We start from the raw sequence: 13185 nt of genomic DNA on the forward strand, positions 1-13185 counted from the left end.
CTCACCGTGCGGCGGGAGGAGGCGGCCCGCCGGGAGTTCATCGACGACCTGCTGTACGGGCGCAGCGACCTGGGCCGGCTCGCCGAGCGGGCCACGCGCTTCGGGCTGCGGCTCTCCCGCGCCCATGCGGTGGCGGTGGCGGCGGGCCCCGAGGCGTACACCGAGACGGATGCCGTGCCCAGGCATGTGGAGTCGGCGCTGCTGGCCCGGTTCGGCGGCCGGAAGATCCTCATCACGACGAAGGACGGGCGGCTGATCTGCATCGCGCCCGGCAGCCAGCCCGACGTCCTGAGGTACTTCGCCAAGCAGGCGCACGCGGCGACGGACGGCGGCCGGGTCGCCGTCGGCCGCGCCCACCGGGGCCCCGGCGGTGTCGTCCAGTCGTACGACGAGGCGCTCGACGCGCTCGATCTGGCCGACCGGATGGACCTGGACGATCCGGTGCTGTACTCAGCCGACCTGCTCGTCTATCCGGTGCTGACCCGGGACCGGCAGGCGATGTCCGATCTGGTGCGCAGCGAACTGGGCCCGCTCCAGCAGGCGCGGGGCGGTGCGGAACCGCTGCTCAAGACGCTGTCCGTGTACTTCGAGTCGGGCTGTGTCGCGGCCGAGACGGCCCGCCGGCTGGCGCTGAGCGTGCGCGCCCTCACCTACCGGCTGGAGCGGATCCACCAGCTGACCGGCTCCGACCCCTCCGACCCGATGCACCGCTACACGCTGCAGACGGCGGTGATCGGGGCCCGGCTGCTGGACTGGCCGGCGAAGGAGGTGTGAGCCGCCCACCTGCCGCTCTCCCGGTTCTGCCGGGTCCCGGCAGAACCGTGCCCCGGCGACGCTCCCCGCATGCGGGCAGGCCCACCTCCACCTAGCGTGATCAGTCGGGGGATTTTGGCGGTGTGCGCAACGAGGGAGATCCACACCATGGCCCGACACGCGCGTCAGCCGAGGGAATCGGCCGGGAGCGGGGAGGGGCGCGGTCCGTCGCACCGTTGGTGGGTGCTGGCGGTGATCGGGCTCGCCCAGCTGATGGTGGTGCTGGACGCGACGATCGTGAACATCGCGCTGCCCTCCGCCCAGCAGGACCTCGGCTTCAGCGACGGGAACCGCCAGTGGATCGTGACGGCGTACGCCCTCGCCTTCGGCTCGCTGCTGCTGCTCGGCGGCCGGATCGCCGACCTGGTCGGCCGCCGGGTGGTGTTCCTGACCGGGCTGGTCGGCTTCGCGGTGGCCTCGGCGATCGGCGGTGCCGCCCCGAGCTTCGAGGTCCTGGTGCTGGCCCGCACCCTCCAGGGCATGTTCGGCGCGCTGCTGGCCCCGGCCGCGCTCTCCCTGCTCACCACGACGTTCACCGTCCCGAAGGAACGGGCGAAGGCCTTCGGTATCTACGGGGCCATCGCGGGCACGGGCGGCGCGGTGGGGCTGCTGCTCGGCGGGGTGCTCACCGAGTACCTGGACTGGCGCTGGTGCCTGTACGTGAACCTGCTGTTCGCACTCGTCGCCTTCGTCGGCGGCTGGCGCCTGCTCACCGCGGGTGCGCCCACCGACCGCCCGAAGCTCGACATCCCGGGGACCGTGCTGGTCTCGGCCGGACTCTTCTGCATCGTGTTCGGGTTCTCCAGGGCCGAGACGCATCCGTGGAGCTCACCCGACACCTGGGGATTCCTGCTGGCCGGGGTGGTGCTCGTGGCGGCGTTCGCGTGGTGGCAGACCAGGGCCGCGCATCCGCTGCTGCCGATGCGGGTGGTGCTCGACCGGGACCGGGCCGCGTCGTACCTCGCGATGTTCATCTCCGGCGGCGGCCTGTTCGGGGTGTTCCTGTTCCTCACGTACTTCCTGCAGAAGAGCCTGTTCTACTCGCCGGTCAGTACCGGTCTGGCGTTCCTGCCGATGATCGCCGTGATGATCGTGACGTCCGTGACGACGACCAACGTCCTGGTGCCGAGGCTCGGCGCCAAACCGATCGTGCCGCTCGGCATGGGTATCGCGGCGGGCGGCATGGTGTGGCTGACCACCCTGGACCTGAACAGCACCTATTTCGCCCATGTGCTGCCCCCGCTGATCTGCCTGGGGCTCGGACTGGGCATGATCTTCGCCACGGCGATGAACCTGGCCACCGCCGGGGTCGCCGCCGGGGACGCCGGAGTGGCCTCGGCGATGGTCAACACCAGCCAGCAGGTGGGCGGCTCCATCGGTACGGCGCTGCTGAACACCCTCGCCACCAGCGCGGCCGCCGACTACCTGGCCGGCCGCCGCCCGACCCCGGCCGCCGTCGCCCAGGCCCAGCTGGAGAGCTACTCCACCGCGTACCGGTGGTCCGCGGGCTTCTTCGCCGTCGGACTGCTGCTCACGGTGATCCTCTACCGGCGGGGCGTGCCGCAGTCCTACCTGGTGGACGAGCCCGCACCCGTACGGGCCTGACCCCGGCCCTCATCGGTCGCTGCCCGCTCTCATCGGTCGCTGCCGGCGGTCCGGACGCCCTCCGTGAGCCGTACGAACGCGATGGACTCGCCCACGGCCCGGTAGCCCTCCGCGCTGCCGTCGACCGCGAACCCCAGGTACGAGCAGAGCCGCCGCGCGCCCCGGGGGTGCCGGGGCGCGTACCGCACCATCAGCTCGCCGCCCTCCTCGGCCGGCAGATCGGCCGCCGTCACCGCGTGGAACCGGCGGCCGACCTGCACGGTGGCCTGCGGCGTACGTTTCAGATTGGCGTACCAGTCGGCGGCGGGCCCGAATCCGGACGCCACCGTCCAGCTCCGCCGGCCGTCCACCGTCGCGGACTCGACGACCTCGACGGCGGTCCGGCGCGGCTGTCCCGAGGTGCGCCCGGTATGGACGAGGAGCAGCAGGCGTCCCCGGAACAGTGGTCCGAGCCCGGCCCGGAACATATGGACGGGCAGCCGGACGGCGGTACGCCGCCAGCCGGTCGGAGGGGCCGGGTGCCGGGGTTCGAGCGAAGCTTCGGATTGATGCGTCACGGTGCAAACGTTGCACAATCCAAAGATGTGCGCCACCGTCGCACGCCGTGGACCGGGGCCGGTACGACACCTTTCGGTCACGGTCCGGCCCGGGTGCGAGTACGGCCGTCCGGCACGGTACAAAGGGGCATGGCCGCGCACGAACAGGCATCTGAGGAACGACCGTCCGCCCCGCGCCGGGACGACGTCGATGCGGTGACGCGGGCGGTGCTGACGGCGTCGAGGCTGCTGGTGGCCGTCTCCGCGCGGTCGCTGGCGGCGTTCGAGGACCGGGTGACGCTGCCGCAGTTCCGGCTGCTCGTGGTCCTGGCCACGCACGGGGACGCCAAGCTGGTCTCACTGGCCGAGCGGCTGGGCGTCAATCCGTCGACCGCGATGCGCATGCTGGACCGGCTGATCGTCGCCGGTCTGGCCGAACGGCAGGTCAACCCGGCCAACCGCCGCGAGACGGCGCTGCGGGTGACCCCGGAGGGGCTCCAGCTCGTCGAGGACGTCACGGCCGGCCGCCGCCGGGAGATCGCCTCGATCGTCGAACGCCTCGCGCCGGAGCAGCGGTCCGCGCTGATCGAGGCGCTGACGGCGTTCACCGCGGCGGGCGGCGAGCCGGCCGTGTCCGGGGGCGGCGCGGACGCGTACCCCCTGGGCTGGGTGCCCGACCTCCCCGCCGCCCAGAACGGCTGACGTTCAGTCGGCGCTGCCCGACCTCCCCGCCGCCCAGAACGGCTGACGTTCAGTCGGCGGCCGGAGTCAGCTCCTCCCGCGGCACGGTCACCCGGGCGGCGGGAGCCGTGCCGCTGCCGGCACCGGGAGCCGTGCCGCCGTCCTTGCCGCGCCACTTCTGGATCAGCTCGACGGCGGGCTGGGTCCAGCGCGCGGTGAGCGGGCCGACGATGACCAGGATCAGGACGTACGCGGTGGCGATGGGGCCGATGCGCGGCTCGGTCGCCACGGCCAGACCGGCGATGACGATGGAGAACTCGCCGCGGGCGACGAGCGTGCCGCCGGCCCGCCAGCGCCCGCGCGATCCGATACCGGCCCGCCGGGCCGCGTACCAGCCGGTGGCGATCTTGGTGAAGACGGTGACGACGGCCAGCAGCGCGGCCGGGAGCAGCACCGGCGGGATCTCCGCGGGATTGGTGGAGAGCCCGAAGAACACGAAGAAGACGGCGGCGAAGAGATCCCGCAACGGGGTCAGCAGCTTGCGCGCCCCCTCCGCGACCTCTCCGGAGAGCGCGATGCCGACGAGGAACGCCCCGACGGCCGCCGAGACCTGAAGCTGCTGGGCCACCCCGGCGACCAGTACGGTCAGCCCGAGCACGACGAGCAGCAGCATCTCGGGATTGTCGGAGGACACGGCCCGGCTGATCAGCCGCCCGTGCCGCAGCGCGAGATAGAGCACGAACCCGACGGTGCCGAGCGCGACGAGCAGCGCGATGCTCCCCCCGGCGAAGCCCACGCCCGCGAGCATCGCGGTGAGCAGCGGCAGGTAGACGGCCATCGACAGGTCCTCGATGACCAGCACCCCGAGGATGACGGGCGTCTCCCGGTTGCCGAGCCGCCCCAGATCGGCGAGGACCTTGGCGATCACCCCGGACGAGGAGATCCAGGTGACCCCGGCCAGCGCCACGGCCCCCACGGGCCCCCACCCGAGCAGCAGCGCGGCGACGGCACCCGGGGTCGCGTTGAGCACGAAGTCCACCGCGCCCGACGGATACTGCGTCTTCAGACTGGTGACGAGCTCACTGGCGCTGTACTCCAGCCCCAGCAGGAGCAGCAGCAGGATGACACCGATCTCGGCGCCGACGGCGGTGAACTCCTCACTGGCCCCGAGCGGCAGCAGCCCGCCCTCGCCGAACGCGAGTCCGGCCAGCAGATAGAGGGGGATCGGCGAGAGCCCTATTCGCCCGGCGAACCGCCCGATGATGCCCAGCCCCAGAATGACGGAGCCGAGCTCCACCAGCAGTGCGGTCGTGTCGTGCACGATCAGCCCTCCGCAATGATCTCGGAGAGCGTGTCCACGCCCTCGCGCGTACCGACGGCGACGAGCGTGTCCCCGATGGCCAGCCGGAAGTCCGGCCCCGGTGACGGATGCGCACTGTGTGTCCGCAACACCGCCACGATCGAGGCCCCGGTCCTGGTCCGCGCCCGGGTCTCCCCGAGCAGCCGGCCGCCGTACGGGGAACGCGTCCCGAGCGGTATGTGCTCGGTGACCAGATCAATGCCGTCGGTCCGTACGGCGTCGATCGGCGCAGCGTCGATGAGGTGCGCGAGCCCGGTGGCCTCCTGTGGAGTCAGGGGTACGGAGAGCCGGCACGAATCAGGATCGTCCTGGTCGTAGAACCCGATGAACCGGCGCCCGTCGTGGTGCACGACGACGGAGATGTGCTGGCCCGACTCGGTGGTGTAGTCGTACTGCACTCCGACTCCGGGCAGCGTGGTGCGGTGGGTTCCCATGGCTTCCTCCCGAGGAGTGCGACGCTCACAAAACGCACTTGGTGATCTCTTTAGTCCCGCATTACCCTAACCGGACCTTCCGCCGCCCCGGGGGTGCGGGTTTCGGCCCTCCGGTGACGGGGGCGGGCGGTTTGATCACCGGAGGGGCGTCTCGTGCTGATCCGGCCGCGTACCCTCGGCCGAATGCCTCGCCGTTCAGATGCGCCGCGCCGACTCGTCGCCGCCGGGCGCGTGTACATGTGGACGATGCGCCACAGCCACCAGAAGGACGAAGACGGCCGTTCCGTGGACTGCCGCCAGACCCTCACGCTGTCCCCGCAACCGGCCGGCAGCGGCGGCCCGCTGCGCGTCATCTTTGACCGCGGCCCCGGCCGGTACGTCCCGGGCGGGGCACCCCTCGGCTCCGGGGACGTGGGCTTCATCCGGGGTCCGGACCTGAACCTGCACGAACCGGGCGCCGTCCGGGCGTTGCTCGACGTGGCACTGGACCGTGGGTGGCAACCGGACGAGCGGAGGCCGACGGAGGTCGACGGCTGGTCCCTGCTGGAGGCGGCCGCCGCCATGCGAGCGAGAGACGCCGGCGCTGAGGGCCCGTAGCGGGTGCCCTCTTCGCCTGACCTCATCGGCCCTCGAACCAGACCACCGCACGACGATCAAGGTTCGGTGCGACTGGTCAGACCCGTTGAGACGGGGCGGCCCTCCTGAGGCCTGACAGGTGTCGAGCGCTCGTTCCGCTCCCCGCGCATGTGGGGATGCCCCCGCCCCACCGAACCCTCTGGTCGCCCCGACGCTGCTCCCCGCGCATGGCAGGACATGAACCCCTGCGTCGGGATTTCCAGTGGGAACACAGTCCCCCGCCGCTCCGAGGCGGGGCGAAGATTCATTCATTTGCACGCAGGCAATGACCAGGAGGGGCCTTCTGGCTCTCGGTACCAGGCCCGCTGTCCCTCCGGCGTGATCGTGAGGCCGAAGTCCTCTCGGGCCGGGGTGTCCTTGGGGAAGGCGGAGGCCAGGCTTTCCACTGTGTCCCAGAGCCTCCGGGGGCCGGTCTGCCGGGCCTTGCCCGATACGTGAACCGTGGCTGTGGAACCGTCTTCGGTCCACAGTCCGACGCCGGTCACCTCACCTGTTTCGTTCTGCCAGGTGCATGAGCTGTATCCGGGGAGTGCCAGGGACAGGGGGAACTTGAGCCTGTCGAGTGCGTCGGTCGCGGGGACCGTGGTGGGCTGGCCGGTCTGGGTTTCCAGGGTGGCGAAGTCGGGGCCTTTTGTGGGGGTGCGGCGGGGCATGAAGAACGCGGGCACGGGCAGGAATCGTCCCGTTGCCTCGCCGTCGCCCGAGACGACGACTCTCGCGATCCCGAACCCGATCGGGGCCACGACGACCGTCCCTTGCCGGGCCTGGCCCAGCAGGGCGGGTGGGATGCCGTGCAGACCGGCTGTCGCGATGATGCGGTCGTACGGTGCCCGGTCCGGGTAGCCCTGCGCGCCGTCCCCGTTGAGTACGAGGGGGTGGTGCTGGCCCCGTGCCAGGCGCCGACGTGCGAGGCGGACGAGATCGGGGTCGATGTCCATGCTGACGACGTTGTCGCTACCGAGGTGTGCTGAGGCCAGGGCGGCGTTGTATCCGGTGCCGAGGCCCAGTTCGTAGAGCCGGTGACCGGGCCGCGCGTCGAGGGCATCGAGCATGGTCAGCATCAACCGGGGCTCGCTGGATGACGATGTGGGGATGCCGTGTTCGTCGAGCTGAGTCGTCAGTGCGGTGTCCGAGTACACGGTTTCCAGGTAGCCCGGGTCGCCTTCGGAGACCTTCTGCCACTGGCCCTGTGCGTCCTGTCGGTAGAAGCTCGGGACGTAGTGTTCCCGCGGCACGTCGGCGAATGCTGCCAGCCATGGGCTCTTACGCTCCTCGCCGAGCATGGCGGCGAACCTGGCGCGCAGCACGGCCGACGTGGTGGTGCTCGGGTCGGTCATGTTGTGATTCCTTGCAGGTAGTCGGCGTGTGCGGCGGCGATGGGGAGGCCGGTGCGGTTCTCGACCCATGACCAGGTGCCGGCCGGGTTGTTCTCGAAGAACACCCACGCGTCGTCGGGGGTGACGGCGAAGTCGAAGGAGCCGAACACGATCCCGTACGAGGCCATGAAGCGCCGAACGGCCGCGGCGACCTTCTTGGGCACCGTGGTCGTGCCGTACTTGAGGTTCTCGTAGTCGGTGCGCCAGTCGGTGCGTGCCTTCTCGGAGGTGGCCACGATGGTTCCTGCGAACAGGTTGCCGTCCACGGCGACCAGGCGTACTTCGTACTTCTTGGGGATGTCTTCCTGGAAGTAGTGCGCGGTCAGCCGGATGCTGTCGTCAAAGCCGGTCGGGTCGACCCGGTGGGTGGCCACCATGAGGTGCCGGTCCGCGCCGGTGTTCAGGCGTCCGCCGAGGACTGGCTTGCAGATGAGGGGGCCGTCCACGGCCTTGGCGAAGGAGCGGGCTTCGTCCGGATCGTTCGTGATGATGCTGCGCGGTACCCGCAGGCCGGCGCGGGTGGCCGCGACGAGTTGTTGCGGCTTGTGTGCGGCGATGCGGTCGTGGTGGGGGTTGTTGATCCAGCGGACGGGCAGGGCGGACAGCAGATTGAGGATGGCTGCGTCCGCTTGGTTTCGGGCCCAGGTCGCGTACGGCTCGGTCACGGTGTCGGCGATGACGGGGCGTCCGGGCCGCCTGTAGTAGACGGCCCGGACGTCCTCGAGCCGCACCGATCGGTGCTCGTCGGTCAGGACGCCTTCCCATCCCGCGGCCGTCGGCCGGTGGCCGGCGGTCAGGGTGAGGTGTTGGGGGAAGTCGGCTGAGTCGAATCGCATGACGGCTACGTCGCGCCGATTCAGTTGGTCCACGACCATGTCAGCTGAGGCATCGAGCCGTTCGGCGACGACGAGCACCGGCCGGGCGGCGCTCATCAGGAGGCGGGAGCGAAGTAGGGGTCGGTCACGTCATCGCCCTTGCCGTCCTGGTTGGTATCGGTGGTCGACGCCGCGTGGTCGGCGGTGTGCCAAGGCGAACCGTCTGCCTGGACGTTGAGCTGTCGGCCCTCGTCCCAGGTGACTCCGACGATGGACGTGGTGACCAGGCAAGGCGGCTCAGCGGCACGAGTGGCGAACGGGATTGTGGTAGTTGCCATGATTTCTCCATGATGGTTTCGCGTCGGTCTTTCCAGCGATTGCTCGGAAAGGGCACAGCCCGGCGTGCGGCTCGGGGTGGGACTACTAGGTGGGCCCTTGAGCCGGTGCCCTCAGGGATGCCTCGAACTTGTCCAGGAAGCGCATGGCCACGCGAACCGTGTCGCCGAGGTACGTGAACACCTCGAAGACGGCGGTCTCTTCGTCGGGGCGCCGACTGAGATCGAGCAGGGCGTATGCCTGTCTGAACAGACCACGCACGTCCGCGTCCGAGTCGTATCCCAACTCCTCTGCCATCAGGACGTTGAGGTGTCCCAAGACCTGTTGGACGCTCGCGTTGATGTCCTCCCGGGTTGTGGTGGCCAGCGGCAACATCAGCGCGTGGGCCAAGCCGTCGTGAATGGATTCCACGTCGATCGGAAGCCGGTCAGCCGTGGCATCGACGGTTGGAGCGTCGTGTTCTTTCGTCACGGTGGTCACCACATGTCCCCTCCGGGCCGCTTGGCGGCGGTGCGTGAACAGCTAACCGCGCAGAGTGCCGGGGCGGGTACCTTGGAGGGGAGGGCAAAGCATGAATCCCATGAATGCAACGGGAGTTGATGTGGCTACAGCGTCCGAGAAGCAGCGCAACGCCGGGCTGAAGAACCTCCTTGGCCAGGCGCAATGGTCCGAGACGCAACTTGCTCAGGCTGTGAACCGGCTCGGAACCGAGGCCGGGATGGGGCTCACGTACAGCCAGTCCACGGTGGCGCACTGGATCAGAGGGACACAGCCGACCGAGCGAGTCAGGCCACTGATCATCGAGGCGTTCGAACGCAAGCTCGGGCGACCCGTTCCCTATGACGAAGCCGGACTCAAGCGGCTGAAGTCGGAGGAGGGGAATGAGTCGGGCGACGGGGTCGAAGCTCTGCTGCAACTCGGGAAGGCGGACATGGACCCCTCACGCCGTCGCGTTCTTGCCGCGGGCCTCTACTCGGCGGCGCTCTCTGTCCCGCTGTTCGCCGACGTTGCCAACGCCGACGACGGAGAGAGGATCACGAAGCCCACCGGACGTATCGGTCAAGGCGAGGTCGAGACTGTCCGCAGGATGACGGAAAGAATCGCAGACATCCTTGATGAACTGGGCGGCGGCCACGCGAGGCCTATGGCCGCGGCATTTCTCGTCAATACTGTGGCCTCGTACCTCAAGGCCGGTGGTACTCAGAAAGTGCACGATGACATGCTGTCCGCGGCCTCCGATCTCACCTACTTGACCGGCTGGATGGCCATGTATGAGCGGGCCCACGGGCTCGGTCAGAGGTACTACCTCGAAGCGCTCAAGCTTGCGGGGGAGTCCCGTGACCAGGCCACGTACTGTCGGACGCTTCGGGGTATGAGCTTGCAAGCGACCAACCTGCGCCACGGCGGTAGGGCACTGCAGCTCGCTGACTCTGCAGCCGAAGCGGCTCCACAGGCCGGCCCCAGGCTTGTCGCATTCCTCCGGGGGCAGCAGGCCCATGCCTCGGCGATGGTAGGAGACAAGCGTGCTGCCGTCATGCGGCTTCGAGAGACCGAGTCAGCGCTCTCGAAGGCGGACTCTCGTCGTGAATCGGTCGGCGGATATGACCAGGCCGCCTACCTTTTTCACGTGTCTCACGTTCACTACGAGAACCGGGACTTGGCGAACTCCATCGGGGCCATGAAGCAGTCGATCAAGGCCATGCCACTTCAGGAGAGGCAGGGGCGTCTGCATGCGAATGCCGTTTTGGCCCAGCGGCAGTTTGAGCTCGGTCATATCGAGGAGTCCTGCGCCTCGTGGGGGACTTTCCTCAACGACTACATGGCGCTTTCCACAGCCCGGGGGGACGAGCACTTCGAGAGAATGCGAAAGAGTCTCGCCAAGCACCGGAAATCCCGGGCAGTTCAAGGTATGAGTGAAAGAATTTGCCTGGTAGCCGCCATGAAGGCCTGACTTCTGTTCCGGGCGCTGATCCTTGCTGTGGGTGGGGGCCGGGTCCCTCTCTTGGGAGGGCGGCCCTTCCTGGCCAGTTGGGCTGAAGGTGGGTGACGCACTTCGTTGATGGGGCGGACCCTCTCACCCGCAGGGAGCCGAGTGCGCTACTCGTCAGTGAAACCCGCATCCGGCAGCGTCGGCAGCACGGCTGACGACCAACGCCCTTGAGGGCAAGTGGTCTTGCGGGTAGTTGTTGGGCCCCGCCTGCTTCGCTCCCGAGCGAGAGAGGTGAAGTGTCCGATTCGCTGAAGCTGCTTGAACTCAGGCAGTCCGCCGGATAAACCCGCAGGTAACGGAGTCTGCACCCTCCCCCACACGCGGGGCTGCTCCAGCGCCGGCGGGCAGGGCCGCTGACCGTGCGCGTCGATCTTGCGGGACGAGCGTGGACGCACGCGTGCCCGGGCGGTGGGGAACCGGCCGGGCACGTGTGGGTGTTGCTGTGGTGGACGGTCAGTCCGTGACTTCGATCTTGCCGTTCCGGGCGGTGGTGGTGGTGGCGGTGTCCGACTGGGCCGGGATCTCCGTCTTCGGGGTCGCGCCCTTGAGGTTCTTGAGCAGGGCGGCGAGGTCGACGCCCGTGGTGGAGCTGAGGAGCTCCATGCCCTGGGCGACGTTGTCCGTGACGGTGCGCGAGAGCTGGCTCGCGCCGTCCGTCGAGATCACGGTCAGCTTGTCGATGGCGCTCAGCGGCTCGGACGCCTTGGCGACGACCTGCGGGAGTACCTCGACGAGCATCTGGAGCACGGCCGCGTCGCCGTACTGGGCGAAGGCGTCCGCCTTCTTCTGCATGGCCTCGGCCTCGGCCGAACCCCTCGCGGCGATGGCGGCGCCCTCGGCCTCGCCCTCGATGCGTACGGCGTCGGCGAGTGCGGAGCGGTGCAGCTTCTCGCCCTCACCGGTCAGGCGGGAGCGCTCCGCGTCCGCCTCGGCCTGCTTGACCTGGGCGATACGGCGGGCTTCCGCCTCCTGCTCGGCCTGGTAACGGGCGGCGTCGGCGGGCTTGCGGACCTTGGTGTCGAGCTCGCGGTCGGTCAGTGCGGCCTGGCGCTCGGCGACCTTCTCCTGCTCCTGGAGGACCTCCTGCTGGCGGGCGGCCTCGGCGAGGGGACCGGCGGCGTTCGCCTTCGCGGCGGCCGCTTCCGTCTCGGCCTTGATCTCGGCCTGCTTGAGGTAGAACGTCCGCTCGGCGATGGCGATTTCCTCGGCGGCCTTCAGCCGGGCCTGCTCCGAGGCGCGGCGGGCGATCGCCTCGGCGATGTCCGCCTCCTGCTTGGCGCGGGCGGCCTCCGGGCGGCCGAGGTCCTCCAGGTAGGAGCCCTCGGTGGTGATGTCCTGGATCTGGAAGGCGTCCAGGATCAGGCCCTGGCCGGACAGGCTGGCCTCGGCCTCCTCCGCCACCTGGCCGGCGAACGCGGCCCGGTCGCGGATGATGTCCTCGACCGACATCCGGCCGACGATGGCGCGCAGCGCGCCGGAGAGCACTTCCTGGGTGAAGCCGACGATGCCGTTCTGCTGCTGCAGGAAGCGCTGGGCGGCGGCCCGGATCGCGTCCTCGCTGCCGCCGACCTTGACGATCGCGACGCCTTCGAGGTTGGACTTCACCCCGCGCAGTGTGACGGCCCCGCGCACGGCGATCGGGATGTGCCGGCTGGAGAGGTCGAGGGTGAACTTCTGCTGGACGAACGGCACGACGAAGACGCCGCCGCCGACGACGACCTTCTGGCCGCTGTTGTCGATGCTGGCCCGCCCGGTCACCGGGTCGACGGACTTCTTGCCGCGGCGGCCGGTGATGATGAACGCCTCGCTGGGCCCGGCGACCTTGTAGCGGGTGATGACCACGAGGGCCAGCAGGACGAGGAGTACGACGACTCCGACGATGGCGATCAGGACTGGACTCATAAGGGTGTCCCCCTCTGCCTCCCGACGGGGACGGCAGTTCTGTTGCGAGCGGTGGTGGACCGGCCGGCTTGCCGGCTCAGCGTTCGACGGGGCGGACCGAGACCGAGGTGGTCGAGAGCGTGGCCTCGACCCAGATCTCGGTGCCGCGTTCGACCGGCACGGGGCTCTTCGCCGACAGCTTCACGACATGACCCCCCAGCCGCAGCAGTACCTCGCCGTAGCCGTCGGCCGGAATGGCCGTGACCACGGAGCCGGCCGAGCCGACGAGATCCGCGTCCCGCGGCGTGGCGTTGGTCTGGTCCCGCATCAGGGCCTGGCTGAACTTCCAGGTCAGCCAGGCGGCGACCAGACCGGCCAGGACACCGGCCCCGACGGCGGCGAACGTGCCGACGCCGGTCGTGCCGAGCACGATGGCGCCGCCGAAGCCGAGCATCGAGACGAAGCCGGCGATCACCGGAAGGGAGAGCAGCCCGTCGAAGAGGCCGTCCAGCACGCCTCCGAAGAGGCCTTCGAGGATTCCGTCGAAGATCAGGGACAGCGCGAGCAGCACGACTCCCGCAATACCGAGACCGAGAAACAAGGTCACGTGATCACCCCTCCCGATCTGCGGAATCCCCCGAACATTTCCGTCGAACTGGCTGGATGGTCCCATACATACCGGTCCGGCGACACTGCCGGGGCCCGGCAGTGTTCTAAGCGCT

Annotated in this window: 14 protein-coding genes; 5 read left to right on the forward strand and 9 right to left on the reverse strand. The window is 69.5% G+C overall.

Annotation, left to right across the window (positions count from 1 at the left end):
* Together J1C73_RS30745 and J1C73_RS30750 are read left to right on the forward strand one after the other, a co-directional pair.
* Positions 1–774, forward strand: a 774-nt coding sequence (locus tag J1C73_RS30745; RefSeq protein WP_207319237.1) for a PucR family transcriptional regulator, incomplete at its 5' end; no start/stop codon positions are given.
* Between the two features lie 147 nt (positions 775–921).
* Positions 922–2418: an MFS transporter gene (locus tag J1C73_RS30750; protein ID WP_207319238.1), complete on the forward strand. Its 1497-nt coding sequence runs from the start codon at positions 922–924 to the stop codon at positions 2416–2418.
* A gap of 29 nt (positions 2419–2447) precedes the next feature.
* On the opposite strand, the gene J1C73_RS30755 is transcribed toward J1C73_RS30750, so the two are convergent.
* On the reverse strand, positions 2448–2975 hold the full coding sequence (locus J1C73_RS30755) for a nitroreductase family deazaflavin-dependent oxidoreductase (RefSeq protein ID WP_307797835.1): 528 nt from the start codon (positions 2973–2975) through the stop codon (positions 2448–2450).
* A gap of 129 nt (positions 2976–3104) precedes the next feature.
* Between J1C73_RS30755 and J1C73_RS30760 the strand changes: the two genes are divergently transcribed.
* On the forward strand, positions 3105–3656 hold the full coding sequence (locus J1C73_RS30760; RefSeq protein ID WP_207319239.1) for a MarR family winged helix-turn-helix transcriptional regulator: 552 nt from the start codon (positions 3105–3107) through the stop codon (positions 3654–3656).
* 49 nt (positions 3657–3705) lie between these two features.
* On the opposite strand, the gene J1C73_RS30765 is transcribed toward J1C73_RS30760, so the two are convergent.
* Entirely contained in the window at positions 3706–4956 is a 1251-nt protein-coding gene (locus J1C73_RS30765; RefSeq protein ID WP_207319240.1) for a cation:proton antiporter, read from the reverse strand.
* Between the two features lie 2 nt (positions 4957–4958).
* Entirely contained in the window at positions 4959–5429 is a 471-nt protein-coding gene (locus J1C73_RS30770) for a cation:proton antiporter regulatory subunit (RefSeq protein ID WP_207319241.1), read from the reverse strand.
* 183 nt (positions 5430–5612) lie between these two features.
* Here J1C73_RS30770 and J1C73_RS30775 point away from each other — a divergent pair, with 183 nt between their 5' ends.
* Entirely contained in the window at positions 5613–6026 is a 414-nt protein-coding gene (locus J1C73_RS30775) for a hypothetical protein (protein ID WP_207319242.1), read from the forward strand.
* A gap of 287 nt (positions 6027–6313) precedes the next feature.
* Here J1C73_RS30775 and J1C73_RS30780 read toward each other — a convergent pair whose 3' ends face one another.
* The 4 genes from J1C73_RS30780 to J1C73_RS30795 all read right to left on the reverse strand — a co-directional run bounded on the left by J1C73_RS30780 (position 6314) and on the right by J1C73_RS30795 (position 9072).
* Positions 6314–7402, reverse strand: coding sequence for a methyltransferase domain-containing protein (locus J1C73_RS30780; protein ID WP_207319243.1), 1089 nt, complete (start codon positions 7400–7402; stop codon positions 6314–6316).
* Positions 7399–8373 (reverse strand): ATP-grasp ribosomal peptide maturase, encoded by a 975-nt coding sequence (gene tgmB / locus J1C73_RS30785; RefSeq protein ID WP_242644944.1) that lies wholly within the window; start codon positions 8371–8373, stop codon positions 7399–7401. The genes J1C73_RS30780 and tgmB overlap by 4 nt, the downstream gene beginning before the upstream one ends.
* Positions 8373–8594 carry a hypothetical protein gene (locus J1C73_RS30790; protein ID WP_207319244.1) on the reverse strand — a complete coding sequence of 74 codons (222 nt, stop codon included), beginning with the start codon at positions 8592–8594 and terminating at the stop codon, positions 8373–8375. Before J1C73_RS30790 ends, tgmB begins: the two co-directional genes overlap by 1 nt.
* Positions 8595–8679: 85 nt before the next feature.
* Complete coding sequence (locus J1C73_RS30795) at positions 8680–9072, reverse strand: hypothetical protein (protein ID WP_207319245.1); 393 nt, start codon at positions 9070–9072, stop codon at positions 8680–8682.
* Positions 9073–9163: 91 nt separating this feature from the next.
* Here J1C73_RS30795 and J1C73_RS30800 point away from each other — a divergent pair, with 91 nt between their 5' ends.
* Positions 9164–10543, forward strand: a complete 1380-nt coding sequence (locus J1C73_RS30800) for an NsdA family TPR-like regulatory protein (RefSeq protein WP_504744802.1) — start codon at positions 9164–9166, stop codon at positions 10541–10543.
* Between the two features lie 492 nt (positions 10544–11035).
* On the opposite strand, the gene J1C73_RS30805 is transcribed toward J1C73_RS30800, so the two are convergent.
* Complete coding sequence (locus J1C73_RS30805; RefSeq protein WP_207319246.1) at positions 11036–12484, reverse strand: flotillin family protein; 1449 nt, start codon at positions 12482–12484, stop codon at positions 11036–11038.
* 76 nt (positions 12485–12560) lie between these two features.
* Complete coding sequence (locus J1C73_RS30810) at positions 12561–13070, reverse strand: NfeD C-terminal domain-containing protein (protein WP_207319247.1); 510 nt, start codon at positions 13068–13070, stop codon at positions 12561–12563.
* Between the last annotated feature and the right edge of the window lie 115 nt (positions 13071–13185).

The sequence above is a fragment of the Streptomyces laculatispora genome (genome assembly GCF_017353455.1).
Classification (GTDB): domain Bacteria; phylum Actinomycetota; class Actinomycetes; order Streptomycetales; family Streptomycetaceae; genus Streptomyces; species Streptomyces laculatispora.